Source organism: Nocardia sp. CA-084685 (genome assembly GCF_050955785.1).
Classification (GTDB): domain Bacteria; phylum Actinomycetota; class Actinomycetes; order Mycobacteriales; family Mycobacteriaceae; genus Nocardia.
The window spans coordinates 5,077,607-5,104,580 of record NZ_CP192094.1 but is presented as its reverse complement, the minus strand read 5'-3'; the positions used below and the strand labels follow the sequence as shown (position 1 = coordinate 5,104,580).

The window sequence follows — 26,974 nt, the reverse complement described above, 5'->3', positions numbered from 1 at the left end:
TAGACCGTTGTCTGCCTTCATCATCGATACCGACGAGCGGGCGCTGTTGCGCGAAAGTGTCGCCAAACTGGCCGCCAAGTACGGTCAGGAGTACTTTCTGGAGCGTTCCCGCTCAGGAGCCAAGGTCGACGAGCTGTGGCGCGATCTCGGTCAGGCGGGCCTGCTCGGTGTGCATCTGCCCGAGGAGTACGGCGGCGGTGGCGCGGGGCTGTCGGAAATGCTCATCGTCATTGAAGAGCTTGCCGCGCAAGGCTTTCCGCTGCTACTCGCAGTCGTCTCGCCCGCGATCTGTGGTTCGATCCTGGCCGGGCACGGCTCGGAGCGGATGAAGTCCGAATGGCTGCCGGGCCTGGCCGACGGCAGCCGCAAAATGGCCTTCGGCCTGACCGAACCCGACGCCGGTTCCAACAGCCACAACGTCAGCACCACTACGCGCCGCGACGGCGACGGCTGGGTGATCTCCGGCGGCAAGTACTTCATCTCGGCCATCGACGAGTGTGAAGCGATCCTGTTGATCACGCGTGACCCGGAGTTCGTGGGGGCCTCGCGGTCGCCGCTGTCGATGTTCGTCGTGCCCACCGACACACCCGGTCTGACGCTGCAGCCGCTGCCGACCGCGGTGGTTTCGCCCGATCACCAGTTCACCGTGTTCTTCGACGAAGTCCGCGTCGGTCCCGAGGCGTTGATCGGTGAAGCGGGCAATGGGCTGCGCCAGGTGTTCGCCGGACTGAATCCGGAGCGCATTCTCGCCTCTGGCATCAGCACCGGCATCGGCCGCTACGCGGTCTCCAAGGCGGTGTCCTATGCCCAGGACCGCAAGGTGTGGTCGGTGCCGATCGGTGCGCACCAAGGAATTTCGCATCCACTCGCCGAGGCGCACATCGCCGTCGAACTCGCTCGCATGGCGGCGTATCGCGCGGCCGAACTGTTCGATGCCGGTAAGCCCGCAGCCGAAGCCGCCAATATCGCCAAATTCGCCGCGGCCGACGCCTCGCTGAAGGCGCTGGATCAAGCCATCCAGACCCACGGTGGCAACGGCCTGTCCCTCGAATACGGTCTGGCCGAACTCTGGTTCTCCGCGCGCCTGCTCAAGACCGCGCCGGTGAGCCGGGAAATGGTCCTCAACTTCGTCGCGCAGACCAGCCTGAAGCTGCCCGCGTCGTACTGAAATGAACTCTGGAAAGTCAAGGGAGACAACACCAATGCCCGGAGTAACCGATCGTGTCATCGTCGTCACCGGAGCCGGTGGCGGCCTCGGCCGTGAATACGCGCTGCTGCTGGCCAAGGAGGGCGCCCAGGTCGTGGTGAACGACCTCGGCGGTGCTCGGGACGGCTCCGGCTCCGGCACTTCGATGGCCGATGCCGTGGTCCAGGAGATCCGCGACGCGGGCGGTACTGCGGTGGCCAACTACGACAACATCAGCACCGAGGAAGGCGCGGCCAATCTGATCAAGACTGCCGTCGACGAATTCGGCACCGCGCACGGCGTCATCCACAACGCGGGCATCCTGCGGGACGGTTCCTTCGCGAAGATGACCGCCGACAATTGGGAATCGGTGCAGAAGGTACACCTGTGGGGCGGTTACTACGTCACCCGCGCCGCCTGGCCGTATTTCCGCGAGCAGAACCACGGCCGCATCGTCGTCGCTGCGTCCACCAGCGGACTCTTCGGCAACTTCGGCCAGGCCAACTACGGCGCCGCGAAACTCGGTCTCGTCGGTCTGATCAACACCCTCGCGATCGAGGGCGGCCGCAACAACATCCTCGCCAATGCCATCGCGCCGCTGGCCGCCACCCGCATGACCGAGGACATCGCGCCCAAGGAGATGCTCGACAAGCTGCCTCCCGCCCACGTCGCCGGCGTCGTCGGCTACCTGATGAGCGACGAATGCACCGACACCGCAACGGTTATCGTCGCCGGCGGCGGCCAGGTGTACCGGGTGCAGCAGTTCCAGAACAAGGGCGCCGTCTTCGCCACCCCGCCGAGCATCGACGAGGTCGCGGCGCAGTGGAGCCAGATCACCGATATGTCGGGTGCGGAGCCCGGCGCCAACCCGCTCGGCTGAATCGAGGACTGAATATGACCGAAAACAATTGGGACGCACTGGTAATAGGTGCGGGTGCGGGCGGATTGCTCGCAGCCGCACGCTTATCGCACCTGGGCTACAAGACACTTGTCGTCGAGCGACTGGACAAGGTCGGCGGCCGGGCCTCCACCGATGACGTCGATGGCTTTAAAGTGAACAACGGCGCCATCGTCATCGAACTCGGCGGCATCACCGAGGAGACCTTCGACGAGGTCGGCGCGAAATTCGACGTCCGCAAGCCGGAGCCGCCCATCCTGTACCGCATCGGCGGCAAGGATGTCGACGTCACCGGCGGCGGCTGGGGCTTCCTGCTCTCCAAGCTCACCCGCCAAGGCGCGAAACTGGTCCAGGGACTCGGTGCGGCCCGCAACGACGGCGGCATGCCCGAGGATGAGTTGTCCACCGCCGAGTGGGTGGCAAAGTACACGAAAAACGAGTCGGTACACGGCATCTTCCGCAATATGTGCGGTTCGGTGTTCGCGGTCGGCTCCGAGGAACTGCCCGCGCGGGTATTCCTCACCTATTTCACCCGCAAGAGCGCGTTCAAGAAGTTCGGGTACTGCCCCGAGGGCACCATCGGCGTGTGGAAGGCGCTCGCCGAGGTGGTCGAGAGCAACGGCGGGGCGGTCTGGCTCGACAGCGAGGTGACCTCGCTGACGCTGACCGACGGCCGGATCACCGGAGCGGTCATCGCACGTGGTGACGAAACAGTCGAAGTGACAGCGCGTTTCACCGTCAGCGACGTCGGGCCGTTCGCCACCCTGGATCTGGTCGGCCGGGAGAATCTGCCCGCCGACTATGTCACGCAGGTCGACAAGGCCAACCGGCCATGTGCCATGATCTCGGTGAACTTCGCGAGTCAGCGCCCGCTGGTGAAGGCCCCCGGCATGACCAGCTTCGCCACGACTCGCCGGCTCTGCTACGTCGCCAACTTCACCGACATCTGCCCGGAGATGGCTCCGGATGGCTGGCATCTCTACCAGGGAACCGCGGTGCCCAAGCCGGCCGTCGGCGATTTCGACGAGGAAGCCGAAACCCAGTTGCTGCTGGAGGATTTGCGCGATCAGGTCCCCGGCTTCGACGAGGCGCGCATCCTGTCGATCAACGTCACTCGCGAGGGCTGGCCGCCCCAGCGTGCGGTCGCCGGCTATGACCTGCCGCACGTCACACCGATTCCGAATCTGTGGAATGTGGGTGACGCGGTGAAGGAGTACGGCAACGGCGGAACTACCGCGTGCGCGGAAACCGCCAAGATCGTCGTGGACAAGATCCGCGATCAGTTCCCCGTGACGGTGTAACCGTCCACTCGACGTACTCACCGCTATGGGCGGTGCGTACCGGGGTTGCCGCGGTCGGGTGAGGCCAACCGCATCCGACCGCGACGCAACAGATTGGGCCGCGGGCAGCGTAATTCGCATGCCCGCGGCCCAATGTCTGTCCTGCCACCGATTTCGTGGCGTTCGAATTCTTCGGCAAGGTCGAGATCGACACCGCTCGGTCGATATCGGCCCCCTGATTTTCAGCCGATTGGGACCGATGCCTGGTTCAGAACGGTACCCAAATCCCAGAAGTCGCGGTGGGTGGTGATATGTCCGTTCGTGTCGTAGGTGCAGACAGCGATACCAGGGACGCTGAAGTGGGCGCCGGTCGCGTTGACGAGCTCGCCCGATCGTAGACGTAGTGGGCCGGCGCAGGTTCCACTCCAGGCCCATTCGGAGTAGAGACGCCCGTCCGCCGCGAAGGTATCACCGAAGACGATGCTCGAGTCCGGCGCGAACTCGAGCATGTATCGGTGGAACTTGCCGATCCCCCTGTGTCCTTCGTACATCGCACCCATAGCAACATCGGTGTATGTCCCGTCGGGGGCGAAGAACTGCAGAAGCCTCTCGGGATCCGCGGTCCAGGCGCGCGAATAGGCATCGGCGAAGCTCGGCTCTGTGGGATGAGGATTTGTCATGGCTGTCTCCCTAGTGCGGTGAAAAATTGGTCGAGTTCATGCCTGTGCCGCGTTTGAAGTGATAGCTGGCGAGGGCGAAGCCGATTCGCGGTTGGCACGCATGAGCAGATTGCCGCCACAGTGCCCGCGACCATCTGCACAAACGTCAGAATGGGGATTCGGCCTTCCATCCGAAGGAGATGGATGGTGATCAGGGCAACCAGCGGGATCGTGAATGCGATTCCGAACTGGGCGACTACAAGGCCGATCATTCGCAACGTGCCGCCGTCGGAGTAGAAGTCGACCACGTGTCGAGTGCTGTGACGGCCCTGGCGGCAATGGGAGCACGCCGGCGACGAGCCAACCGAGCAGGGTGGCGAGGAGACCAGTCCGGCAAACGAGCACGCGTTGAGGATGCGTTGTTTCGCATCGGTGGGCATAAGGGCTCCTGACGGATGCGGGTTGGGCCTCGAGACGGGCTCGCGAATGGAGCGCTGCACCCTTGTTCAAGTTATTGAATCAAAGATAGATTCAACTGATAGAGCCGTCAACCCTGCTCGGGACAGCTTCGATAGCGAGGTCTACGCCGTTCGATTTTCAGTCGGTCCGAATGTGGTACGAGCCATCACAGCGCCGCTGCGATGGCCTTCCCGACATCAAGATCGTGGCTCGGCCTCGATTGCCGAAAGTATTGGCGTCACGTCCTCATCTTGGACCAACCGCATCAGTCCGAGCTCGGCGCAGCGAGCCGCAGTCCGGGACAACAGCTGCTTGGCCGAGTTGTGCTGGCCCGACGCCCAGAGGCACCTGGCGAGCAGGATTTCGGCCGTGACCAACGCGCGCTGCCTTCCTCGTCCGGCAAGCGACTCGACCAGAGATCTGGCCTCGGTGATGGGCGGCGGTCCGTCATCAGGCGCAGCCAAGGCGCGCCGGATTGCGTTGCTGCGAACAATGTCACGCGTGAGCTCCGCCGTTCCGGAGAGTTCCCCGTCGATTGTGGGCGATGCGGTCGCGAATTCCGGAACTTCCCCGATCCCGAGGCGGATTCGTTCACCCGCGATACTCGCGGTCAACCGCGGGAACGATAGGTCATGCGCCAGCCGCGAACCGGCGTCGAGTCGTGCTTCGGCCTCTGCCGGGTTGTGCTGCGCGGCTTTCGCTTTCGCTCCGGTGACATAGATGGCGATCATGAAGTCCACGGTTCCCCCGGTCGGTGCGGGCTCGAATGCCTCATCGAGCAGCCTTTCGGCTTCGTCGAGTTCATCGCGCTCGTACACCAGCTCGGCGAGCAGGGCTCCGGCCAGCCGGGCAGCCACACCAGGAGTCGAACGTCCTCGCATCGCGACCTGGTGCGCCTTACGCAGGTAGTACTCCGCGGCGGTGATGTCCAACTGCTCGTGCGCCGCGATGCCACTGAGGCAGTACGCGTAGGTTTCGGTGAACGGTCCCTTCGCATTCTCCAGATATCCCGCGGCGCGTTCGCGACAGGCCCTGGCTGCCGCGTAGTCGGAGCGGGCAAGTGCGAGGAACGACGCAGCGACCGCGGCGCCGGCTGGATACCAGGGCTCGAACGCTTCGGGATGCGTCAGGGCGGGAGTAATCAGTTCCGTGACCCCCTCGGTGCGATCGGCGAGCACCGCGGCGACCGCCTCGACCATTCGGCAATGCGCACGCAGGCTCGCCGCGGCGGCCGCGTCGTAGCCCGGAGTGTCCACCATGGCGTAGATGTGATCCAAGGCGGCGCGCGCGGCTGCCTTTTTGCGCAAAGTGACGTTGGCGAGCGCGATCAGAAGCTGGAGACGTGGCCGGGCGGCCGCGGCCGCGCTGGGAACCGTGTCGGTGAGCGCGAGCAGACGTGCCATCTGCCCCTGCTCCAGCAGCGCGATGCCGGCATTCTCCACCAGCTCCGCTGCCCACTGGTCGTCTCCGGCGGCCATGGCATGTGTCACGGCATCGGTGACCATGTCATGTTGGGCGAACCAGCGTGCGGCAGCCCTGTGCAAGACCGGGACGCGTTGGGGCTGCTCGCGTTCCAGGCGTTGCCGCAGAAAGTCCGCGTACAGGCGGTAGTACCGGTACCACTTGCCGTCCTCGTCGAGGCGGCGCAGGAACAGATTGCGTTCCTCGATGTCTTCGAGCAACGCCTGGCCACGGTCACCGCCCGTCAACGCGTTCGCGAGATCGGCACATACGCGCCGAGGGAACGAGGTGGCCATCATGAACTTCACCAGCGCTGGGTCGAGCGCGTCGAGGACGTTCTCGGTGAGGAACTCGCCGATGGCACGATGCCGACCGGACAGCTCGGCGACCAACGCGGCAGGATCCGCACCGTGACGCAACGACAGCGCTGCCAGTTGCAGACCCGCCACCCAGCCCTCGGCGGCGGCCGAAATGCGCGCCGCGTTCTCGGAATCAATATCGACGCCGTCGTATCGCGACAGCAGTGCGTACGTCTCGTCGTCGTTGAAACGCAATGTGGTGGAGTCGATTTCGACGAGCTCACCCCGGACGCGAAGAGTGCCGAGCGGAAGCCCGGACTTGGTGCGACTCGTGATGATCCACTGCAGGTGGTGGCAGCCTTTGTCGAGCAGAAACCGCATCGCGGAGCGCGTCGTGTCGCCGGTAACCTGATGCCAGTCCTCGATGACAATGGCTATCTGCTGTTTGCGCTCGTGGATTTCGTTGATCAACGAGCTGAGCACGAACCGTTCCGCGCCGGTACCTGCCTCTTCGAGAACGAGCCCGAGTTCGGCCCCTAACCCTGGCTCGGCCCGGCTCAGCGCCTGCAGTAGATGCGAGCAGAAGATCACGGGATTGTCATCGTCGATGTCGGCCGCCAACCACCCGACCCGGACACCGTCATGATGTAGCCGCTCGGCCAATTGGGTTGCGACGCTGCTCTTTCCGAAACCGGCCGGTGCGTGTATGAGCGTGAGCCGCTTCCGGGCGGGTAGCTCGGACAGTTCGATCAGGCGTGGTCGACGCACCAAGGTGTCGGGTGGGTACGGCGGCCGGAACCGGGTCGCGGGTGTCGGAAGCGAGGTGCTGCGGTGATTCCGATGTGCCATCGGATCAGACATTGTGGTGGCGATCGGAGGTTTCACCGAGTTGCCAACTCCCGCAGCGAGGCCCATGTCATCGACGGGTAGTCCGAGGCGCCGCTGGAGTGCTCGGAGGGTTTCGCCGAACTCGCGTGCCCCGGTCGGCCTGTCCTGTGGCCGGGTTGCCATTGCTGCGGAGATCAGGACGGCCGCCTCGTGCGGGATTTCGGGCACCGACGGTGGACCTTCTCGCCCGATCCGGACGAACTGTGCCACGACGTCCTCGCCTTCGAGCCGTTCGAAGGCGGCGTGGCCGCTGAGGGCCGTGAACAGTGTGGCGCCCAGGCCATAGATGTCGGATTGCGCCGTGGATGTCCGTCCGGACAACACCTCGGGCGCGGTGAAAGCCGGAGAGCCGGTCACTACACCGGTGTCGGTCTCGAATCCGCCGCTGACATGGGCGATGCCGAAGTCACATAGCTGCGGTTCCCCGTAGTCGGTGACGAGAACATTCCCGGGCTTGACGTCGCGGTGCAGGATACCGTTGTGATGCGCTGTCTCCAGCGCGCCCGCCAGTTTGACACCCAGCTGGAGTCCGTCGGTGAGGGAGAGCGGTCCGCAAGTCCTGAGAATCTCGGCCAGTGATCCGCGCGAGTGGTACGGCATAACGAGATACGGCCGACCGGTCACGGTGACGTCGGCATGGAGCACCGTGACGATATTGGGATGCCCGGACAACTTGCCGAGGGTGCGCTGTTCGCGCAGGAATCTGTCGAGGTCGTCGGGACCGTGGCCGGTCGTGAGCACCTTGACGGCTACCTGTCGTTCCAAGGCCCGTTCGAGGCAGCGGTACACCGTGCCGAAGCCGCCGCGGCCGATCAACTCGGCGCCTTCGAACCCTTCTGCGTCCAGTTCCACTTCGATTCCGGCCGCTGAGCGCCGCTGGGTGCTCGCCGGTTCGTCGACGGTACTCATGAATCGTCCTTGACACGGTCTCCGTTCGTGGATCAAGGATACGGCCGTGGGCAACCGGGTGGCACTCGCCCGCGCGAGGGGCGCCGGCTTCTGTCCACTTGTTGACGGGTGCTGATAATCTAATTTAATCTCAATTAAAGTCGTGTCGAGCGGGAAGGTGAGCGAGTTGTCCCAGGAGAACCTCGTCGTGGTCGGAGCGTCCCTCGCCGGGTTGCGGGCGGTGGAAGCTGCCCGCAAAGCGGGTTTCGATGGCGGCGTCACGCTCATCGGTGCCGAAGAACATTTGCCGTATGATCGGCCGCCGCTGTCGAAGGCGTATCTGGATCAACTGCCCGAAGGCGAGGGGCCCGCGTCGACCATTTTCCGGACCGAAGAAGTCCTGCGTAACGAACTCGGTGTCGAACTCGTACTCGGCACGCCGGCAACAGGTTTGGACACCGAGAGCAAACGCGTCCTGGTCGGCGACCGTGCCGTCGCATACGACGCGCTCGTGATCGCGACCGGTGCCGACGCGCGCACGCTGCCCGGGGCGAAGGGCTTGAGCGGTGTTCACACGCTGCGGACCCTCGATGACGCGATCGCGATCCGACGGGCCCTGGATGCCGGCGCGCGCACCGTGGTCGTGGGCGCTGGTTTCATCGGTTCGGAGGTGGCTGCGGGCGCACGCAAACGCGGACTGGACGTCACTATTCTCGAGGCGCTACCGACCCCGCTGGTCCGGGCGGTGGGCGAGCGTATGGGCGTGGCCTGTGCCGCGCTGCACGAGCGCAACGGCACCCCGTTGCGTTGCGGTGTCGGTGTGACTGGTCTGGAGGGAGATGGTCGCGTCGAGCGCGTACGGCTGAGCGACGGCACGGCGATCGAAGCCGACCTCGTGGTGGTGGGCATCGGCGCGATTCCGGTGACCGGTTGGCTCGAGGGTTCCGGGCTGCGTCTGGACAACGGCGTTGTGTGCGACGAGACGCTGTGGACCGGCGTCGACGGGGTGTACGCCGCGGGCGACGTCGCACGGTGGCGCAACCCGCTGTTCGACCGGCTGATGCGGCTCGAGCACTGGACGAGCGCCGCCGAACAGGGGGCATTCGCCGCCCGCAACGCGCTGGAGCCCGATGCCGCAAAGCCTTACCAGACGGTGCCGTATTTCTGGTCCGATTGGTACGACAGCCGGATCCAGTTCGTGGGTGTGCCGACCGCGGACGAGGTCCAGGTTGTAGATGGGGATCCGGACGCCGACGGGCGCTGGGTCGCGCTGTATCGCGAGGGCGATCGGCTCGCGGGAGCGCTCACCCTCAACGGCCAGAACGTCATCATGAAATACCGCGGCCTGCTCATGGAGAAGGCGAGCTGGGAGGAGGCCCTCACCTTCGCCGCCGCCCGCCGGACCAGCCCGGTTTCGAGTTCGTGACCCGCATAAGGTGCGCGTGGTCTGAACAGGCCTAGTGCCCTTGACAGGATAGGAGGTCCGTGGTATGTCCGGCGGACAGGCGGTGTCTCTCGTACGTCAGCAGCTGCTTCGCGTCGAGATACGGTTCAACTGCATGACGGGGGAGATGCGGCTCGAGTACGCGGCCACGACCGCGGAAGCTCGTCATTTCGCCGCTGCCATGATCCGGCGCGGCTATCGCGTGCTGGTCGACCGGAAGGTGCGCCGAGGGCTGCGGCCATTACCGTGCCGCGACCTCTGGCAGTAAGCCTGAGGCGGGAGCCCGACCGGATGTTCGACTTCGGCCGATCGCGTCGATCTGGGCTAGAATTTAATCTATCTTCCAATATAATGAGTTACGGTCGGCTGACCGCGACGGCGGAAACAATGTGCCGTCGCGGCGCGGTGCAACTCGAACCGTCGGACTCGCGGCCGACGACCTCCAACGAAGTGGGTAGGCAATGAAGGAAGCGCAACGGACTCGCCGGATCGAAGGTCGTGTGGTGGCCATCACCGGTGCGGCACGGGGAATCGGCCTGGCGACCGCGAAGGCGCTCCATCGCCGCGGCGCCAAGGTCGTGATCGGAGATATCGACGGCGACGCTGTCGCGCGGGCGGCGGCCGAGATCGGGCCGGACGTCGAGTCCGTGCGGGTCGACATCACAGACGAGCAGTCGTTCGTCGCATTTCTCGCCAAGGCGCAGGAGTGCTTCGGTCCGCTCGACATTTTGATCAACAACGCCGGCATCATGCCTATCGGCCCCTTCCTCGAGGAGTCGACGTCGCTGTCGAAGCGGGTGCTCGATATCAATGTGGCCGGACCCATGATCGGGATGCGCGCGGCGCTGCCCGGCATGATTTCGCGCGGCCGGGGGCACATCGTCAATGTGGCCTCCATGGCAGGCACCGCACCGATTCCCGGTGGTCTGAGTTACGGTGCCAGCAAGGCGGCGGTGATCTCGATGACGGAGACGGCGCGCGTGGAATTCGCGAAGTCCGGTGTGTCGTTCACCTGTGTCCTGCCGTCGTTTACCAATACCGAGTTGATCGCGGGCACGGCCGGAACGAAGTTCGTGCGCAATCTCGAGCCCGAAGAGGTTGCCGAGGGCATCGTCGGCGCGATCGCGGCGCGCAAGCCAGATGTCTACCTGCCGGGGATTCTCGGGCCGGTGGCACGGCTGCAGCCGGTATTCGGGCGCAGGATCCGCGATTTCATGAACCATATGCTCGACGCCGACAAGACCTTCCTGGCAGTCGACAAGTCGGCTCGCAGTGGCTACGACGCCCGGATCAACAGTGCCCCGAAGTCCACCTCGGCACGAGGGGTGCGCAGCTGAACCTATTGCGGTCGGTCAGTGGAAATAAGGGTGGTCCCCTATGGGGCCACCCTTTTTCGTACTCACCTGATCGCGTCACGCCGGCTGATCGTTCAGGTTGCTGTGTAAAGCGACAACGTGCCATGCAATCGCCGCATACGGTCATAGATTCTAAAGTGTATTAGATTCTGTGGCTGGGGTCTCAAGTCTACGGTTTCGCAGCAAGGGCATTCAATGACGAACGCCATCCGTCCGTTCCAGTCGATTGAGAACAGGTAGATGACGAAAAACTTTCTGAACCTCTTTGATGCCGCGTGGTTCTTCGTGGAAAGGAGTGATGCGCCTGCGCATTTCGGCCCACTGACCATCCTGTCACCGCCGGAGGGAGCGCCCTCGACGTACGTGCGAGATCTGGTCGCGCAGTGGCGGAAGAACGAGACCTTCGCGTCCCCCTTCAACTCCGTGCTGCGCAATAGACCGATCCCGTGCTGGGACAGCGTGCCGGACGAAGATATCGATCTCGACTACCACCTGCGCCACATCGCGCTGCCTTCCCCTGGCGGGGAACGCGAGCTGGGGGTACTCGTCTCACACCTGCACTCGCTGCCGCTGGACCGGCGCCGACCGCTGTGGGAGTGCAACGTGATCGAGGGGCTCGAGCGGGGCCGGTTCGCGATCTACCTCGAGTTCCACCACGGGCAACTCGATGGCGTCGCTGCCGCGCGCCTCATCGGGCGGGTCTTCACAAGCGATCCGGATGCCCAGGGCATGTTGCCGCCGTGGAGTGCGGGTATCCGCGGTAACGCACCCGCTAGGCAGCCCATCGCCACCGAAACCGCCGCGACGGCTGTATCGGCGTGGGGAAGGCTCGGAGCCGTCGGAAGATTATGTCGCGCAGTGGGTTCCACGGCAGTGGCCGTGCGGGCGCTGGCGGATATGGCCGTGGCTGTGCACAAGGATCGGACAGGCGATCTGACTCGGCCGTTCCAGTCCGCGACCACCCTCTTCAACCATCGGATCTGCAGCCAGCGCAGGTTCGCGACCCAGCATTACGAGCTGGCGCGTTTCAAACGGGTGGCAAAGGCAGGCAATGTCACCATCAATGATGTCTTCCTGACGGCGTTCGGCGGAGCGTTGCAGCGGTACCTGGGGGAATTGGACGCGGTGCCGGACGGTCCGATCGTCGGACAGATTCCGGTGAACCTGCGTGAATTGAACTCGGCGTCGATGGGCAATGCGCTGGGCTTCGTCTTCGCGCGGTTGCACACCGACATCGCCGACCCGGTCCTGCGATTGCGCGCAGTACGCCGAGCCACGCTGGCGGCCAAAGGTTTTCACCAGGCGCTGCCGCCGTCCGCGGTCATGCCGTTCACGATGCTGCTGTCGGGCCCGCAGATGGCGCTGCTGCTGCTCGGTCTCGGCGGGTTCGGTCGCCGCGCCGCGAATCTGGTCATTTCGAACGTGCCCGGCCCTGCCGAGCGGCTGTACTTCGACGGCGCGCCGGTAGAGGAGATATACGGCCCGTCGGTGCTGTTTCACGGGCAGGCGCTGAATGTGACCATGTCGAGTTACGCCGGGAAAGCTGTCATCAGTTCACGGCGTGCAGTAGATCGCTGCCGCATGTGCAGCGGCTGGCCGTGTATACGGGCGAGGCGCTGAAGGAGATCGAGCAGGGGCTCGGCATCGAACCTTCGCCCGGTTCGGTCGTATCGGACGAGATTTCCACCTAGCGGTCTCTTCGGGATGCCGAAACGAAAGCGGCCGGTGCGGGCGACGGGGAGTCGCTGGCACCGGCCGCTTCGGTATCTCGGACCTACCGTGTGAGGCCGCCGCGGGCAACGAGCTGCGCCGTAATGACGTTGCGCTGGATCTCGTTCGTGCCCTCGCCCACGATCATCAGGGGCGCATCGCGGAAATACCGCTCGACGTCGTACTCGGTCGAATAGCCGTAGCCACCGTGGATCCGCACCGCGTTGAGCGCGATTTCCATGGCGATTTCGGAGGCGTAGTACTTGGCCATGCCCGCTTCCATATCGCAGCGCTCGCCCGCGTCGAATTTGTGTGCGGCGTGCAGGACCAGCTGTCGTGCGGCGGTGAGCTTGGTGGCCATCTCGGCCAGGTAGGTGCCGATGGCCTGGTGCTGCCAGATCGGGACGCCGAAGCTCTCACGCTGCTGGGCGTAGGCGAAAGCGTCGTCGAAAGCGGCCTGGGCGACGCCGAGGGCACGCGAGGCGACTTGGATGCGGCCCGTTTCCAGCCCCTTCATCATTTGACCGAAGCCCCTGCCCTCGACTCCGCCGAGCACGGCAGCGGCGGGCGCGCGGTAGCCGTCGAAGACGAGCTCACAGCTCTCGACGCCCTTGTAGCCGAGCTTGGGCAGATCGCGCGAAACCGTCAGGCCGGGCCCATGTTCGACGAGCAGGATGCTGATGCCGCGGTGACGGGGTTCGGCGGCCGGATCGGTCTTGCAGAGCAGTGCGATCAACTGCGACCTGCGAGCGTTGCTGATCCACGTCTTAGCGCCGTTGATCGTGTAGCCATCCGCGTCGCGTTTGGCGACGGTGGTCATGGCCTGCAGGTCGGAGCCACCGCCTGGCTCGGTGAGGGCCATGGTGGCCCGGATCTCGCCGGTGGCCATCTTCGGCAGGTATCGCTGCTTCTGTTCTTCGGTGCCGAAGGTGAGGATGAGCTTGGAGACGACCGTGTGGCCGCCCATTGCTCCGGCCAGGCTCATCCAACCGCGGGCCAGCTCCTCGGTGACACCGACGTAGCACGGCATCGAAACCGGTGCTTCGCCATAGGGTTCCGGGATGGCCAGGCCGTAGATGCCGAGCTGTTTCATCTGCTCGATCAGTTTTTCTGGGTACTCGTTGGCGTGTTCGAGGTCGCGAGCGACAGGTCGGACCTCGCGGTCGACCCATTCGCGCACCGTCGCCACTACCTGCTGTTCCTCGGCGGACAGCTCGCTCATGCCGCCGTCTCGCTACCGCTCGACGGCGTCACGAGCGAGTGCTCGGCTGTGCCTATTGTTCGCTCGCTACGCTCGCTCACCATTGACTCCTCGCTGGACTCCGACAACTATCAATATACTTTAACATAGATTAAAAACCATGAAAGGCGGTTGGCTGATGACAGCACGTCCACTGCGGAGGTCGGTCCTCTGCGTACCGGGTGGCGACGAACGCAAGATCCGCAAGGCTTTGGCGTCGGGCGCGGATCAGGTGGTTATCGATCTCGAGGATGCGGTGCCGCCCGCGGATAAGGATCGTGCGCGGGAAACGCTGGGTGCGATCGCCTGGAGTGATCGCGCTGGACTGCCTTCGATTGCGGTGCGGGTCAACGCACCTCGAAGCCGCTGGTGCCACCTGGATATCGACGCTGTCGTCCGGTCCGCGATCCCGGCGAGTTCTATCGTGCTGCCCAAGGTCGAGTCGCCGGGGGATCTCGAGTTCGTCGATCGCTTGCTCGACGGCATCGAGGCCGGTGTCGGCGGTGTCGATCGGCTCGGGGTGGAAGCGCTCATCGAAACCGCCGACGGGCTGAGCCGGATCGAACAGATCGCCTCCGCCTCATCGCGGCTGTCCGCGCTGATCACCGGGTACGCGGACCTCGCCGCATCGCTGGGCCGGGCCGCTGGCGGGGATCCCGCGCTATGGATCGCGGTGCAGGACAGAGTGATTGCCGCCGCGCGCACGAATCGCCTGGATGCAGTGGACGGCCCATATCTCGGCGTGGGACTCGATGACGGCTTCGGCGCGGCAGTGAGCCATGCGGTGCGAATCGGTTTCGACGCCAAGTGGGCTATTCATCCTCGGCAGCTGGACCCGATCAGACTTGCCTTCGAGCCGTCCAGCGAGCAGGTGCAATACGCGCGCCGTGTGGTGGACGCGCTGGCCGCTGCTCACGACGGGGGTCGCGGCGCAGTGGAACTCGATGGTCAGATGATCGACGAAGCGATCGCGGTGGCCGCACGCAGGACCCTGCAGAAGATCGGAGTGTCGCTGTGAACGCGGAAGGACCGCACTTCGAGGAGCTCCAGCCCGGTCAGGTGTTCGACGGCGCACCACCGGTCACGTTGTCGGAGGGACTCGCGGCCGTGCATCAGTCGATAGTCGGCGATCGCCTTCGTCTTTCGCTCGACTATGACCTGTCGGCGGCCGTGACCGGCGCGGCCGGTCTCGCGCACCCGGCACTGGTGTGGGACATAGCGATCGGCCAGTCCACGGTGGTCACCCATCACGTCAAGGCCAACCTGTTCTATCGCGGGCTGGTCTTTCGGCGGATGCCGCACATGGGGGAAACCCTGACCACCACGACGACGGTCGAAGGGCTGCGGCAGAATCGGCGCCGTCCCGATCGGGCACCGACGGGATTGGTCGCCTTGCGAATTCACACCGTCGATCAGCACGGCCGTGATGTCCTCGACTTCTGGCGCTGCGCCATGCTGCCCTTGCGCGAGGATCACGACACCGGGCATGCCGACGACCTGGACGGAATAGGAGCGGGTGCATATCGGAATTGGATTGCAGCAGTGCAGGATTGGGACACGAAGGCGTTGTCGTCGATGCCTGGCTCAGGCAGCCTGATTCCGGAAACCGGGCAGCAGGTGGCGGTGATCGGCGGCGACGTGGTCGATTCGGCTCCGCAGCTCGCCCGGATCAGCCTCAATATCGCCAGGGTGCACCACGACGAATACGCGGCCGGTGGTCGTCGGCTGGTATACGGCGGCCACACCATTGGAATCGCGTTGTCGCAGGCATCGCGCGCGTTCCCGAATCTGGCAACGGTGGTCGGTTGGCATGGGTGCGACCATGTCGGGCCAGTTCACGAAGGCGACACGTTGCGTAGCGTGATCACTGTCGAAGAGGTGACTCCGACCGGTCCCGGTGCTCACCTGGTACACCTTCGATCGGAGGTCTTCGCGGGCAACGGGATCGTCGATCACGAACGGCCGGTTCTAGATTGGCGTTACGTTGCCCTTTTCGCGTGATTTCTCCGTCAACTCGTTCAGCAGTCTGCGCAAGACCCACTCGAGCGCAGCGGGATCCTCGCCGGAGTCCAGCTCTTGGTATCCGGCGAGGAGGTAGAGGCCCCAGCGCGCATGATTCAGTGCTTCGTCCTCATCGTCGATGATCGCCCGCGCGGCCCGCAGCACCACCTCCAAGCGCTGGGCGTCGACCGCTTTCTGGACCGCGCCTACCTCGGGGTCGACCTTGCTCCAGACACGGATCGCGGCCTCGGCGCGATGAGGGAGATCGAGTGCGAACCGCAGTAGTGCTTGCAGCTGGTCGATCGGGTCTTTGCTTTGCTGTGCCAGCTCCACCAGTTGGGTCGTGCGTTCGGTGCGCCAGTGTTCGAGAAGCTGTGAGGTGAAGTCGTGCCAGTTCTCGAAGTAGTGATAGAAGGACCCGGTCGTCACGCGGAGCCGCTTGCACAACGGCGCCTGTTTCAGCGCGCTGTAACCCTGCTCGGACAGTAGCTCGAACGCGGTGTCGAAGTAGTCCTGCTTGATTGCCATGATCTCCGTCTCGGTGGGGCAGGTAGGTCGTCGACCGCTTCAGGCTGCAAGTTTCCCCCGAGGCTTGTGCATAAGTCGACTTATGCTTACGATACTCGCATCACTTGTGAGGCACACCACAAGGCTCACTCCGCCGACGGCCAGTCGAAACCCAATCTGAAGGTTCCGGTGAAGTGTCGAAACAGAAATTTAATCAAAGATATATTCTGAAAAATACAGGGGCGCTGCCCGTGGGAGAGGAACCGACATGGCCTTCAAGGACGCGGACGAGGTGCGTAAGTACATCGGCGGCATCTTCGAGTCGGCATTCGCTGATCCGGAGATCGGTCCGAAGCTGGCGGCCACAGGTGTCGTTCTCGGCTTCGAGTTCTCGGAACCGGACGCTTTCCTGGTCGTCGACGCACCTGCGGGTGCGGTCGAGTTGGGGCAGGAGTATTTCGGAAAATCGACCGCGACCATGCGGATGACGGCCGACACGGGCAACGCCTACTGGCAAGGAAAGGTCAATCTGCCGCTCGCGATGGCGAAGGGCAAGATCAAGATCGGGGGTCATGTCGCGAGCATGCTCAAACTGGCTCCACTGGCCAGCAAGCTCTACCCGGTCTACATCGACAGCCTCGAGCAGGACGGTCGCGCGGACCTTCTGGTCTAGCGGGCAGAGGGCAACAGATCTAGCGAAGAGGTACCGCACAATGTTTCCAGGCGTCCACGCCCTGTCCACCCCGGACAAACCCGCGGTGATCATGGCCGGTTCCGGCGAGACGATCACCTACCGCGAACTGGACGAGAATTCGGCACGGTTCGCTCGCGTGCTGCACGACCTCGGGCTGCGCAAGGGTGATGTCATCGCGCTGCTGTCGGACAACGCGCCCGAATGCTTCGAAATCTACTGGGCGGCCCTGCGTTCCGGCCTGTACGTGACCGCGATCAACTGGCATCTGACGCCGGCGGAGGCGGCCTACATCATCGACGACTCCGACGCGAGGGTGGTTATCGGTTCCGCGGGCGTCGGCGAACTCGCCACCGCGGTGCGGAATCTGGCGCCCCGGGTCGAATATTGGGTGGCATTCGGAGGCGAGGTCGAGGGGTATCGTTCCTACGCGGACTGTCTCGCCGACGCTGGGCCGTATCTCGGGGAGCAGCCGCGTGGCTCGGACATGCTGTACTCGTCCGGTACGACCGGACGTCCCAAGGGCATCAAGCCGCCAATGCTGCCGATCGAGGTCGACCAGCCGGGCGACCCGCTGACCATGGCAGTCGGAAAACTGTTCGGCGTCAACGAATCCGATGTCTACCTGTCGCCCGCTCCGGTCTACCACGCGGCACCGTTGCGTTGGTGTGGCGCCGTCCAGGCTTATGGCGGGACTGTGGTGATGATGGAGAAGTTCGGAGCCGAGGACATGCTCAGGGCCATCGAGCAGTACCGGGTGACGGTCACTCAGGTGGTTCCGACCATGTTCGTACGTTTGCTGCAGCTGCCCGCCGAGGTTCGGTACCGCTACGACCCCTCGAGTCTGCGCCTGGCCGTCCACGCCGCCGCGCCGTGCCCGCCGGATGTCAAGCGCGCGATTATCGAGTGGTTGGGGCCGATTCTGGTCGAGTACTACGGCTCCACCGAGGGCAATGGGCTAACCGTGATCACGAGTCCGGAGTGGGAGAAGAAGCCGGGATCAGTGGGACGCAGCGTTCTCGGACCCGCTCACATCTGTGACGAGAAAGGCCGGGTGCTGCCCCCCGGCGAGGTCGGCACGGTGTACTTCGAGCGCGAGACGCTGCCGTTCACCTACCACAAGGATCCCGAGAAGACCGCGGCCGCACAGCATCCGGAGCATCCGACGTGGACGGCGGTCGGCGACCTCGGGTACGTGGACGAGGATGGTTTCGTCTTCCTGACCGACCGGAAGTCGTTCGTCATCATCTCCGGTGGTGTGAACATCTATCCGCAAGAGGTGGAGAACGTTCTCACCCTGCATCCCGCGATCTTCGATGTGGCCGTGATCGGTGTCCCCGACGCGGAGATGGGCCAGCAGGTCAAGGCGGTCGTCCAAGTGCAGCCGGGTGTCGCGCGGACCGACGAAATAGCCACGGAAATCATCGATTACGCGCGCGAACGGGTGGCGCATTACAAGGCACCCAAGAGTGTGGATTTCGTCGACTCCTTGCCGCGCACCGCGACCGGGAAGCTCGTCAAGCGCGAGCTCGAGAAACTGTACAGCTCAGCGTCCGTGACCCAGAGCTGATGACGCTCAATCATCTTCCAAGGAGTGCTGATATGACAACAGCAATCGAATCAACTCCGCGGGCCCACGATCCGCTGAGCATCTCGCCCCTGTCGTTCTGGTCGAAGACGGCCGCCGAGCGCGACGAGACCTTCCGCGTGTTGCGCGCCGAACGGCCGGTCAGCTGGCACCCGCCGATCGAAGGAGCGCTGATGCCCCCGGAGAACGCGGGCGTGTGGGCGGTCACCAGCCATCGCTTGATCACCGAGGTCAGCAAGAAACCGGACATCTTCTGCTCCGGCCTCGGCGTCCAACTCGAGGAAGTGCCTGCGGACATCCTCGAGGCCGCGTCCTCGTTCCTGGCGCTGGACGCGCCACGGCACCCCGCGCTGCGCAAGCTGATCAGCTCGGCGTTCACCCCCAAGCAGGTGGCCAAGATCCACGATCAGATCAAGAACCAGGCCCGGGTCATCGTCGACGATATGCTCGCGGTCGGTGACGACGAGTTCGACTTCGTGCACCAGGTCTCCAAGCGGCTGCCCATGTGGACCATCTACGAGATGCTCGGCCTGCCCGCGTCGCAACGGGACGAGGCGGCGCATATGGCAGATGCCATGGTCGCCTGGGCGGACGAGGATGTCGCCGCCGGTCGCGCACCGGTCGAACTGCTCAACGATTCCCTCGTCGGACTGCTGATGATGGGAATGGAATTCGCGCAGGAGCGGCGCAAGAACCCGGCTTCGGACCTGATGACGAACCTTGTGCAGGCGGAGGTCGACGGCATCCGGTTGACCGATGACGAGATCGCCTCATTCTTCGTGCTGCTGTCGGTCGCGGGCAACGACACCACCCGGAACACGATCTCGCTCGGCATCAAGACGCTGCAGGATTTGCCGGAACAGAAGGCCCTGCTGCTGGAGGATTTCGACGGCCGAGTCGGTACGGCCACCGAGGAATTGGTGCGCTGGGTGACGCCGGTGATGACCTTCCGCCGGACTGCGACCCAGGACACGGTGCTCGGCGGGCAGGAGATCAAGAAGGGGGAGTGGGTCGCCACGATGTTCTCCTCCGGCAACCGGGACGAGTCCGTCTTTACCGATCCGCACGTTTTCGACATCACTCGCTCGCCGAATCCGCACGTCGGTTTCGGCGGTGGCGGCCCGCACTATTGCATGGGCAACTTCGTCGCGAAGATCCAACTGCGCGAGATCTTCGACCAGCTGTTGCACCGCGCGCCGAATCTTCAGGTAGGTGAACCGTCCTACCTGGTCGGCAATTTCGTCCACGCCGTCAAGCATCTTCCGGCGACGCTGCGATGAGCGCCGAACCGGTCACCGCGGCAGTCGAGCGGATGCGGCGCGGGTTCGCCTCGGGGCGGACCCGCGGCCTGGAGTGGCGCCTCGAGCAGTTGCGAAATTTGGTCAGGCTGCTCGATGAGCAGGAGGACGAGGTCGCGGCGGCGCTCGCCGAGGATCTCGGCCGGAGCAAGCAGGAGGCGTGGTTCGGTGATATCGCCTCCACTCGAGGCGAAGCCGTCTACGCGATCAAGCACCTGCGCGGCTGGATGAAAAAGCAGCGGCAGCCGTTGTCGGTGATCCAGTATCCGGGCTCGGCGTGGATCCAGTACGAACCGCTCGGGGTGGTTCTGATCATCGGGCCGTGGAACTATCCGGTCGTATTGACTCTGGGACCGCTGATCGCGGCGCTGGCCGCGGGCAACTGCGCGGTGATCAAGCCATCGGAGTTGGCCCCGGCGACCTCGGCGCTGTTGGCCGAGCTGGTACCGAAGTACTTCGACACGGACGCGGTCGCGGTCGTCGAGGGCGGCGCCGACGTGACCCAGGAACTGCTGGCCCAGGGATTCGACCACGCGATCTTCACCGGCGGCACCGAGGTCGGCAAGAAGATAATGGCCGCCGCGGCACCGACGCTCACCCCGGTCACATTGGAACTCGGTGGTAAGAGCCCGGTGATCGTCACCGCCGACGCTGATCTCGATGTTGTCGCACGCCGGTTGTCCTGGGTCAAATTCATGAACTCGGGGCAGACGTGTATCGCGCCGGATTATGTCCTCGCCGATCACCGGATTCGGGATCGGTTGGTGGACAAGATCGTCGAGCGGATCGGCGAGTTCGAGCGCGACGGTAGTGCCGACGGTCGGCGCATCGTCAATGAGCGACAGTTCGACCGCCTCGCCGGATACCTCGAGAAGACGCGGGGCACGGTGGCGGTCGGCGGACGGAGCACTCGTTCGTCGTTGTCGATCGAGCCGACCGTGGTCATCGATCCGGATCCGAAGGAGCCGCTGATGCAAGAGGAGATCTTCGGGCCCATCCTGCCGATTTTGTCCTACGAAAGTCTGGACGATGCCATTACTTTCGTGAATGGCCGGTCGAAACCGCTTGCCGCGTACTTCTTCAGCGGATCGGCGGCGGTGCAACAGCACCTCGTCGACGAAATCCCATCCGGTGGTGCGGTGATCAACCACATCGCGATGCATTACCTGGTACCGCAACTCCCCTTCGGCGGTGTCGGTGCGAGTGGTATGGGCGCATATCACGGTCGCTGGGGCTTCGAGGCGCTGAGCCACCGGAAAGCGGTGCTGAAGAAGACGTTCCGCCCAGATCTTCGGCTTATCTATCCGCCGTACACCGATTTCGCGATGAAGATCATGCGCAAGGTCTTCTAGCGCGGTCGGTGTGATGAAAGCTCCTTGCTGTCAGAACAACCCGATGGCAGCAAGGCAGAAGTTCTTGCTGTCGGCCACAGCAAGCGACGCACCCTGCGAACCATCGGCTTCGGCACCGGTTCGCAGGGTGCTTCGGTTATCGACCGGGGCAGACGTATCGGAGAAGATCAATGACTGACGAAGTTGCCGCCGCGACCGAACATTCCGGCCCGCTGGCGGGTGTCCGAGTGGTCGAGCTGGCCGGATTGGGGCCGGGTCCGTTCGCGACCATGATGCTGGCGGATCTCGGTGCCGATGTGGTCCGCATCGATCGGCCTGCGGCTGCCGGTGTGTTTCCCGGCAGGCCGGAGCAGGATCTGCTCAACCGTGGCAAGCGATCGGTGATCCTGGACCTCAAACAACCCGAAGCGGTCGAAGTCGTGCTGCAGTTGCTCGAGCGGGCGGACGTCGTCGTGGAAGGTTACCGGCCCGGAGTCGCCGAGCGCCTGGGGCTGGGACCGGACACCTGCTGGAAGCGGAATCCACGCCTGGTCTACGGACGTATGACCGGATGGGGCCAGACCGGTCCGCTCGCACAGAGCGCCGGGCACGATATCGACTACATCGCGGTGACCGGCGCCCTGCACGCCATCGGTGACGGCCAGGGCCCACCACAGGTTCCGCTCAATCTCGTCGGCGATTTCGGCGGCGGCGGAATGTATCTCGTCGTGGGCATTTTGGCCGCCCTACGGGTGGCGGAGCAGACCGGCCGAGGTCAAGTGGTGGATGCGGCGATCGTGGACGGCACCGCACATCTGCTGACCGGAATCCACGCCTTCCTCAACGCCGGAGCATGGAACGACCGGAGAAGCGCCAATATGCTCGACGGCGGCGCGCCGTTCTATACGACGTTCGAAACCTCCGACGGCCGTCACGTGGCGGTGGGCGCGATCGAAAGCAAGTTCTACTCCGAGTTGCTGGCGCGGCTGGGCATCGACGAAGACCCAGCGCGGCAACATGATCGCCGCGCGTGGCCGGCCATTCGGATCAAGATCGCCGCGGCTTTTGCGACGCGGACCATGGCGCAGTGGTGCGAGGTCTTCGAGGGATCCGACGCTTGTGTCGCTCCCGTCGTCAGCTTGCGCGAAGCTGCGGCACATCCGCATATCGAGGCGCGTGGCTCGATCGTCGATCACGGCGGTGCGCTGCAATCTGCTCCTGCGCCGCGGTTTTCAATGTCGCGGACCGCGCTGGGGAACCCACCGCCGTCGCCGGGCCAGCACACCCGGGCTGTCCTGACGGAGTGGGGAATCGCGGACGTGGACAACCTGATCGAGCGTGGCGTAGCAAGTTGAGCACACCTGAGGCGTGAGCGCGCCGATTACGCAGACCAGGCGGAGCATGGAAGCGTCTGCGAGACAGGTCATTCCGCACTTCCTCGGACGGAGTGATGTTGTCGAGCGGTCCATGGCCGCCGCGATCGGTCAAGGCAGCGTGACGCGCCGGGATTCGAGCCGAGATGGCCGATACAGTCGCCGGATGAACAGCCGATAAGGGCCCCGGACGTTGTGGTCCGGGGCCCTCAGCGTTGTTCACCTCGCGGAGCCGGAGCTAGCCGGTTGCTATCGGGTTCAGCGGGCAATCGCCCGTCCGATGAGTTCCTTCATGATCTCGGTGGTTCCGCCGTAGATGGTTTGGATCCGAGTATCGGTGTACGCCTTGGCGACCGGGTACTCGGTCATGTAGCCGTATCCGCCGTGTAGTTGCAGGCAGCGGTCGATTACACGCTTTTGGAGCTCACTGACGTACCATTTGCCCTTGGCGGCATCGATGGGGTCGAGTTCGCCCGCGTTGTAGGCCAGCACGGATTTGTCGGTGTATGCCTCGGCGAGGTCGACTTCTGTCTGCATTTCGGCCAGTTCGAAGCGGACATGTTGGAAGTCGGCGATCGGCTGACCGAAAGCCCGCCGCTGCTTGCAATATTCGATGGTTTGGTCGAGCATCGCCCGCGTGGTCGCCAGCGCTTTGGCCGTGACACCGAGTCGCTCGCGTGGCAGATGACTCATCAAGTACCGCAGGCCTTTTCCCTCCTCGCCGAGCAGATTCGCGCGTGGGATACGGGCATTCTCGAAGAACAGTTCTGCGGTGTCCTGACCGGGCAGCCCGATCTTTTCGAGTTTGCGTCCGCGTTCGAAGCCGGGAGTATCCCGTTCGACAACGAAGAGACTGAAACCACGCGAGCCCGCATCCGGATCGGTGCGGGCGGCGACCACCACCAGATCGGCCATGATGCCACTGGAGATGAACGTCTTCTGCCCGTTGATAACCCAGTCGTCACCGTCTCGGACCGCACTTGTACGAATTCCGCGCAGATCGCTACCCGCCCCGGGCTCGGTCATGGCGAGGGCGCCGATGATCTCGCCCGCGGCGAAGCCCGGCAGCCAGCGCCGCTTCTGTTCGTCGTCGGTGAGATCGAGCAGGTAGTGCAGGACAAGGTCGTCCTGCAAGCTGATCGTCAGGTTGAACGACAGCGCGTTGACGCGTGACACTTCCTCGCAGACGACCATCCGATACCGATAGTCGTGTACGCCCGAACCGCCGTACTCCTCGGCGATTTCGAGTCCGTACAGGCCAGCGGCCGCGGCTTTCTTGTAGACCTCGCGGTCGATCCAGTGGTCCTCGTCCCATTTATCCTTATTGGGTGCGACCTCCCGTTCGAGGAAAGCGCGAACCGTCTCGCGGTATGCCTCGTGGTCGGCCTCGTATAGACCCCGGCGCATATCAGAGCCTTTCGATGATGGTGACGTTGGCCTGACCGCCGCCCTCGCACATGGTCTGCAGGCCGTAGCGGCCGCCGGTGCGCTCGAGTTCGTGCAGCAGCGAGGTCATCAGGCGGGCGCCCGTGGCGCCGATCGGGTGTCCGAGGGCGATCGCGCCACCGTTGATGTTGACCTTGGCGGGATCCGCCCGGTCTCGGCCAGCCAGGCGAGCACGACCGGCGCGAATGCCTCGTTGATCTCCACCGCGTCGATATCGTCGATGGACAACCCGGCCCGCTTCAGCGCGTGCTGGGTGGCGGGGATCGGGGCGCTGAGCATCATCACCGGATCCGCACCACGCACGGACAAGTGGTGGATACGCGCACGGGGAGTGAATCCGTAGCGCTCGACCGCCGCCTCCGACGCGATCAACAGCGACGCGGCGCCATCGGAGATCTGACTGGCCACGGCGGCGGTGAGCCGTCCGCCCTCTGTCAGGGTCTTCAGCTGTGCCATCTTCTCCAACGACGTGTCGGCGCGTGGTCCTTCGTCGACCGAAACACCGGCGAACTCGGTGATCTCACGTGTGAAGTGACCCGCCTCGATCGCGTGCAACGCGCGGCGGTGGCTCTCGAAAGCGAAGGCCTCGTTGGCTTCCCGGCTCAGGTTCCAGTGCTCGGCCATCATCTCGGCACCGCGGAACTGGGAAATCTCCTCCGTACCGTACCGGGCTTCCCAACCCTCGCAGCCTGTCCACGGATCGGTCGAGCCGAACGGTTCACCGGCCTGAAAAGCGCTCGAGATGGGGAACTGGCTCATCTTCTGCACGCCGCCGGCCACGATGATATCGCTCGTTCCGCTCATCACCGCCTGTGCCGCGAAATGCACGGCCTGCTGGGCCGAACCACACTGGCGGTCGATGGTGACACCGGGAACCGACTCCGGCAGGCCCGCGGCCAGGGCGGCGGTGCGTGCGATATCGCCCGCCTGCGCTCCGATGTTGTCCAGGCAGCCCAGGATCACATCATCGACGTCGGCGGGATCGAATTCATTGCGGCCGACCACCGTCTTGATGACATGCGCGGCCATATCCGCCGGGTGCGACTGAGCGAAGCCGCCGCCTCGCTTGCCGACCGCGGTGCGAACGGCATCGATGATGTACGCCTCGGGCATGGGTTCCTCCTGAACTGAAGTAGCTGAATTTAATATAGACTAAAATTTGAACGGTATCGATCGGGTCTCGTGAGGTCGAACGTGGTCGCGGGGTAGTGGGGGAGTGGCGCGATCTGCGGCGAGGCCGTTGCGCACGATCGACTGTGCGGTCGCGATGAGATTGTCGAGTGAATCGTGGTCGGGATTCCACCACTCCGCTGTCCAGTTGAGTGCCCCGACGACGAGCATGCGCGCTATGCCGATGTCGAGTCCTGGACGCAACGCTCCGGATCCGGCGAGCCGTTCCAGTAGGTTGCGCCAAATCGCGTGATACGCAGCGCTTTCCAGGTGTAGAGACGCGACGATATCGGGAGGTAGCTGACCGGCATTGCGGGTCACGGCAGAGGCGAAGTCGGACAGTTCCAGCTCGATACGCAGGTGTGCCGCCACGGCCGCATCGATCAGATCGATCACCGGAGTCTCCGGCGGAGCCGAGCTGATCGCGTGCTGGACATGTTCGCGCACTCGGCGCTGCCCCTCCCGCATCACCTCGGCGACCAGCTCGTTGCGTGATCGGAAGTAGTAGTAGACGGCGGGTGTGCGCAGTTGAGCATGAGCGGCGATGTCGGCCAGGCGAGTGCCCGCGACACCTCGTCGACTGAGAATGTGGGCGGCCGCGGCGAGGATGCGTTCTCGGGTGGCGTTCATCGGGGATGCGATGGTCATCATCGGCTCCTCGTCTATTGACCGGGTGAGGTAATCTAATTTATCTTCGATTCAAAACTAGCATCAAAGGAGACAATAATGAAGGTCGTGGTCGATCGGAGCAAGTGCACGGGGCTGGGTATCTGCGAGTCCCTCGCTCCGGTGTTCTTCGAAATCGACGACAACGGCGAACTCGTTCAGCTGAAGGAGGACATCACCGACGACGAGCTCGCCGCTGTCGAAGAGGCGGTGCAGGGGTGCCCGACGGAGGCGCTCCGTATCGTAAACTGACCGCTGGGGCTCAGGCGGATTCGGCCTTGGCTGTCGTCTTCCGCGGTGCCCGTCGGCGCCGCGGTGTCGATGTGGACTCGCCGGACGCATCAGCTGTCGCGATTCCTGTGCGAATCAACGATTGTGCCGTACGGATGACGGTTTCCAGCGATCCTCGACGAGGTGTCCACCACTCCGCGGTCCAGTTCAGTGAACCCATGATGAGCATCTGTGTGACGTGCAGGTCCAGCTCGCTGCGGATCTGCCCCTCAGCGGCGGCGTCTTTGATCAGTTTGCGCCAGATCGTGCCGTAGTTCGCGTCTTCCGCGAGTTGACGGGCACGCAGATGCTCGGGTATCTGGCCGCTGTTGCGGATCGCCGCGGTCGCGTAGTCGGAGAGCTCGAGTTCGTGGCGCAGATGAGCATCGATGGCGATCATGATGCGGTCGATCGGCGAGACATCACTGGAAATCTCATCGAGGACGCCCTGTAGATGTTTGACCATCTCCGCGATTCCACTCCACATGACTTCCTCGATGAGTTCTTCACGCGAGGGGAAGTAGTAATAAATCGCGGGAGCCTGGAGTTCGGCGTACTCGGCGACATCGCTCAGCCGGGTCCCGGCGTAGCCCTTGATGCTGAGCACATGAGCAGCGGCGTCCAGAATGCGCTGACGTGTCCTGGCTGATTTGGTCTCCGCGGATTGATCCTCGTCCGTCGCGTTGTGCTGCACCTTTGGTTTTCTAGCCACCGTTCAACTATAGGGCAGCTCTGTCGTGAGCCTTTGGTGACACGGCACACTGCGGAACCAGTTTATCCGATTTGGCCAGATCTCAAATCTATATTATAAGATATTGTGTCGGCCTGTCTGAACCGAAACCGAGCCTGAAGATCCACAGGATGCA

The 26,974-nt window shown here is 64.1% G+C and carries 22 protein-coding genes and 1 pseudogene; 15 read left to right on the top strand and 8 right to left on the bottom strand.

Annotated elements, in window-relative coordinates; all coding sequences use genetic code 11:
* Positions 1–7 precede the first annotated feature (7 nt).
* The 3 genes from ACQP2U_RS22885 to ACQP2U_RS22875 are packed head-to-tail and all read left to right on the top strand — an operon-like array spanning position 8 to position 3,385.
* Positions 8–1,168 carry an acyl-CoA dehydrogenase family protein gene (locus tag ACQP2U_RS22885; protein WP_433709356.1) on the top strand — a complete coding sequence of 387 codons (1,161 nt, stop codon included), beginning with the start codon at positions 8–10 and terminating at the stop codon, positions 1,166–1,168.
* A gap of 34 nt (positions 1,169–1,202) precedes the next feature.
* A complete protein-coding gene (locus tag ACQP2U_RS22880; RefSeq protein ID WP_433709355.1) occupies positions 1,203–2,066 on the top strand; it encodes an SDR family oxidoreductase in 864 nt (287 codons plus the stop codon).
* A 14-nt stretch (positions 2,067–2,080) separates the two neighbouring features.
* The gene (locus ACQP2U_RS22875; protein WP_433709354.1) at positions 2,081–3,385 is read left to right on the top strand and encodes a phytoene desaturase family protein; all 1,305 of its coding nucleotides are present in this window, start codon (positions 2,081–2,083) and stop codon (positions 3,383–3,385) included.
* Between the two features lie 221 nt (positions 3,386–3,606).
* On the opposite strand, the gene ACQP2U_RS22870 is transcribed toward ACQP2U_RS22875, so the two are convergent.
* Both ACQP2U_RS22870 and ACQP2U_RS22865 read right to left on the bottom strand, forming a co-directional pair.
* Positions 3,607–4,044 carry a nuclear transport factor 2 family protein gene (locus tag ACQP2U_RS22870; RefSeq protein WP_433709353.1) on the bottom strand — a complete coding sequence of 146 codons (438 nt, stop codon included), beginning with the start codon at positions 4,042–4,044 and terminating at the stop codon, positions 3,607–3,609.
* A 635-nt stretch (positions 4,045–4,679) separates the two neighbouring features.
* On the bottom strand, positions 4,680–8,039 hold the full coding sequence (locus ACQP2U_RS22865; RefSeq protein WP_433709352.1) for a protein kinase domain-containing protein: 3,360 nt from the start codon (positions 8,037–8,039) through the stop codon (positions 4,680–4,682).
* 166 nt (positions 8,040–8,205) lie between these two features.
* On the opposite strand from ACQP2U_RS22865, the gene ACQP2U_RS22860 reads away from it, so the two are divergent.
* The 4 genes from ACQP2U_RS22860 to ACQP2U_RS22845 all read left to right on the top strand — a co-directional run bounded on the left by ACQP2U_RS22860 (position 8,206) and on the right by ACQP2U_RS22845 (position 12,437).
* Positions 8,206–9,444, top strand: coding sequence for an NAD(P)/FAD-dependent oxidoreductase (locus ACQP2U_RS22860; RefSeq protein WP_433716559.1), 1,239 nt, complete (start codon positions 8,206–8,208; stop codon positions 9,442–9,444).
* Between the two features lie 133 nt (positions 9,445–9,577).
* On the top strand, positions 9,578–9,730 hold the full coding sequence (locus ACQP2U_RS22855; protein WP_433709351.1) for a hypothetical protein: 153 nt from the start codon (positions 9,578–9,580) through the stop codon (positions 9,728–9,730).
* Between the two features lie 193 nt (positions 9,731–9,923).
* Positions 9,924–10,799: an SDR family oxidoreductase gene (locus ACQP2U_RS22850; RefSeq protein ID WP_433709350.1), complete on the top strand. Its 876-nt coding sequence runs from the start codon at positions 9,924–9,926 to the stop codon at positions 10,797–10,799.
* 258 nt (positions 10,800–11,057) lie between these two features.
* On the top strand, positions 11,058–12,437 hold the full coding sequence (locus ACQP2U_RS22845; RefSeq protein WP_433709349.1) for a wax ester/triacylglycerol synthase family O-acyltransferase: 1,380 nt from the start codon (positions 11,058–11,060) through the stop codon (positions 12,435–12,437).
* Positions 12,438–12,591: 154 nt separating this feature from the next.
* Here ACQP2U_RS22845 and ACQP2U_RS22840 read toward each other — a convergent pair whose 3' ends face one another.
* A complete protein-coding gene (locus ACQP2U_RS22840; RefSeq protein ID WP_433709348.1) occupies positions 12,592–13,749 on the bottom strand; it encodes an acyl-CoA dehydrogenase family protein in 1,158 nt (385 codons plus the stop codon).
* A gap of 157 nt (positions 13,750–13,906) precedes the next feature.
* Between ACQP2U_RS22840 and ACQP2U_RS22835 the strand changes: the two genes are divergently transcribed.
* Positions 13,907–14,785 carry an HpcH/HpaI aldolase/citrate lyase family protein gene (locus ACQP2U_RS22835; RefSeq protein WP_433709347.1) on the top strand — a complete coding sequence of 293 codons (879 nt, stop codon included), beginning with the start codon at positions 13,907–13,909 and terminating at the stop codon, positions 14,783–14,785.
* On the top strand, positions 14,782–15,768 hold the full coding sequence (locus ACQP2U_RS22830; protein ID WP_433709346.1) for a MaoC family dehydratase: 987 nt from the start codon (positions 14,782–14,784) through the stop codon (positions 15,766–15,768). The genes ACQP2U_RS22835 and ACQP2U_RS22830 overlap by 4 nt, the downstream gene beginning before the upstream one ends.
* Here the strand turns inward: ACQP2U_RS22830 and ACQP2U_RS22825 are convergent.
* A complete protein-coding gene (locus tag ACQP2U_RS22825; RefSeq protein ID WP_433709345.1) occupies positions 15,736–16,296 on the bottom strand; it encodes a TetR/AcrR family transcriptional regulator in 561 nt (186 codons plus the stop codon). The genes ACQP2U_RS22830 and ACQP2U_RS22825 overlap by 33 nt on opposite strands.
* Before the next feature lie 247 nt (positions 16,297–16,543).
* Between ACQP2U_RS22825 and ACQP2U_RS22820 the strand changes: the two genes are divergently transcribed.
* The 5 genes from ACQP2U_RS22820 to ACQP2U_RS22800 all read left to right on the top strand — a co-directional run bounded on the left by ACQP2U_RS22820 (position 16,544) and on the right by ACQP2U_RS22800 (position 22,538).
* The gene (locus ACQP2U_RS22820) at positions 16,544–16,948 is read left to right on the top strand and encodes an SCP2 sterol-binding domain-containing protein (RefSeq protein WP_433709344.1); all 405 of its coding nucleotides are present in this window, start codon (positions 16,544–16,546) and stop codon (positions 16,946–16,948) included.
* Between the two features lie 40 nt (positions 16,949–16,988).
* Positions 16,989–18,536: an acyl-CoA synthetase gene (locus tag ACQP2U_RS22815; protein WP_433709343.1), complete on the top strand. Its 1,548-nt coding sequence runs from the start codon at positions 16,989–16,991 to the stop codon at positions 18,534–18,536.
* Positions 18,537–18,568: 32 nt separating this feature from the next.
* The gene (locus ACQP2U_RS22810) at positions 18,569–19,834 is read left to right on the top strand and encodes a cytochrome P450 (RefSeq protein ID WP_433709342.1); all 1,266 of its coding nucleotides are present in this window, start codon (positions 18,569–18,571) and stop codon (positions 19,832–19,834) included.
* Positions 19,831–21,204 (top strand): aldehyde dehydrogenase family protein, encoded by a 1,374-nt coding sequence (locus tag ACQP2U_RS22805; RefSeq protein WP_433709341.1) that lies wholly within the window; start codon positions 19,831–19,833, stop codon positions 21,202–21,204. Before ACQP2U_RS22810 ends, ACQP2U_RS22805 begins: the two co-directional genes overlap by 4 nt.
* A gap of 170 nt (positions 21,205–21,374) precedes the next feature.
* Complete coding sequence (locus tag ACQP2U_RS22800) at positions 21,375–22,538, top strand: CaiB/BaiF CoA transferase family protein (protein WP_433709340.1); 1,164 nt, start codon at positions 21,375–21,377, stop codon at positions 22,536–22,538.
* Between the two features lie 276 nt (positions 22,539–22,814).
* Here the strand turns inward: ACQP2U_RS22800 and ACQP2U_RS22795 are convergent, their stop codons facing one another.
* From ACQP2U_RS22795 to ACQP2U_RS22785, 3 genes and pseudogenes are all read right to left on the bottom strand, one after another.
* On the bottom strand, positions 22,815–23,963 hold the full coding sequence (locus ACQP2U_RS22795; RefSeq protein WP_433709339.1) for an acyl-CoA dehydrogenase family protein: 1,149 nt from the start codon (positions 23,961–23,963) through the stop codon (positions 22,815–22,817).
* Between the two features lies 1 nt (position 23,964).
* Positions 23,965–25,115 (bottom strand): annotated as a pseudogene (locus ACQP2U_RS22790) (acetyl-CoA C-acetyltransferase).
* Between the two features lie 39 nt (positions 25,116–25,154).
* Positions 25,155–25,823 carry a TetR/AcrR family transcriptional regulator gene (locus ACQP2U_RS22785; protein WP_433709338.1) on the bottom strand — a complete coding sequence of 223 codons (669 nt, stop codon included), beginning with the start codon at positions 25,821–25,823 and terminating at the stop codon, positions 25,155–25,157.
* Positions 25,824–25,898: 75 nt separating this feature from the next.
* Between ACQP2U_RS22785 and ACQP2U_RS22780 the strand changes: the two genes are divergently transcribed.
* Positions 25,899–26,090, top strand: a complete 192-nt coding sequence (locus ACQP2U_RS22780) for a ferredoxin (RefSeq protein WP_433709337.1) — start codon at positions 25,899–25,901, stop codon at positions 26,088–26,090.
* A 10-nt stretch (positions 26,091–26,100) separates the two neighbouring features.
* Here ACQP2U_RS22780 and ACQP2U_RS22775 read toward each other — a convergent pair whose 3' ends face one another.
* Entirely contained in the window at positions 26,101–26,820 is a 720-nt protein-coding gene (locus ACQP2U_RS22775) for a TetR/AcrR family transcriptional regulator (protein ID WP_433709336.1), read from the bottom strand.
* Positions 26,821–26,974 lie beyond the last annotated feature (154 nt).

Bases quoted from the DNA above. Each gene is read 5' to 3' on its own strand.
- ACQP2U_RS22880 (WP_433709355.1), top strand. From the start codon at position 1,203: ATGCCCGGAGTAACCGATCGTGTCATCGTCGTCACCGGAGCCGGTGGC.
- ACQP2U_RS22875 (WP_433709354.1), top strand. From the start codon at position 2,081: ATGACCGAAAACAATTGGGACGCACTGGTAATAGGTGCGGGTGCGGGC.
- ACQP2U_RS22870 (WP_433709353.1), bottom strand. From the start codon at position 4,044: ATGACAAATCCTCATCCCACAGAGCCGAGCTTCGCCGATGCCTATTCG.
- ACQP2U_RS22865 (WP_433709352.1), bottom strand. From the start codon at position 8,039: ATGAGTACCGTCGACGAACCGGCGAGCACCCAGCGGCGCTCAGCGGCC.
- ACQP2U_RS22855 (WP_433709351.1), top strand. From the start codon at position 9,578: ATGACGGGGGAGATGCGGCTCGAGTACGCGGCCACGACCGCGGAAGCT.
- ACQP2U_RS22850 (WP_433709350.1), top strand. From the start codon at position 9,924: ATGAAGGAAGCGCAACGGACTCGCCGGATCGAAGGTCGTGTGGTGGCC.
- ACQP2U_RS22845 (WP_433709349.1), top strand. From the start codon at position 11,058: ATGACGAAAAACTTTCTGAACCTCTTTGATGCCGCGTGGTTCTTCGTG.
- ACQP2U_RS22840 (WP_433709348.1), bottom strand. From the start codon at position 13,749: ATGAGCGAGCTGTCCGCCGAGGAACAGCAGGTAGTGGCGACGGTGCGC.
- ACQP2U_RS22835 (WP_433709347.1), top strand. From the start codon at position 13,907: ATGACAGCACGTCCACTGCGGAGGTCGGTCCTCTGCGTACCGGGTGGC.
- ACQP2U_RS22825 (WP_433709345.1), bottom strand. From the start codon at position 16,296: ATGGCAATCAAGCAGGACTACTTCGACACCGCGTTCGAGCTACTGTCC.
- ACQP2U_RS22820 (WP_433709344.1), top strand. From the start codon at position 16,544: ATGGCCTTCAAGGACGCGGACGAGGTGCGTAAGTACATCGGCGGCATC.
- ACQP2U_RS22815 (WP_433709343.1), top strand. From the start codon at position 16,989: ATGTTTCCAGGCGTCCACGCCCTGTCCACCCCGGACAAACCCGCGGTG.
- ACQP2U_RS22810 (WP_433709342.1), top strand. From the start codon at position 18,569: ATGACAACAGCAATCGAATCAACTCCGCGGGCCCACGATCCGCTGAGC.
- ACQP2U_RS22805 (WP_433709341.1), top strand. From the start codon at position 19,831: ATGAGCGCCGAACCGGTCACCGCGGCAGTCGAGCGGATGCGGCGCGGG.
- ACQP2U_RS22800 (WP_433709340.1), top strand. From the start codon at position 21,375: ATGACTGACGAAGTTGCCGCCGCGACCGAACATTCCGGCCCGCTGGCG.
- ACQP2U_RS22795 (WP_433709339.1), bottom strand. From the start codon at position 23,963: ATGCGCCGGGGTCTATACGAGGCCGACCACGAGGCATACCGCGAGACG.
- ACQP2U_RS22785 (WP_433709338.1), bottom strand. From the start codon at position 25,823: ATGATGACCATCGCATCCCCGATGAACGCCACCCGAGAACGCATCCTC.
- ACQP2U_RS22780 (WP_433709337.1), top strand. From the start codon at position 25,899: ATGAAGGTCGTGGTCGATCGGAGCAAGTGCACGGGGCTGGGTATCTGC.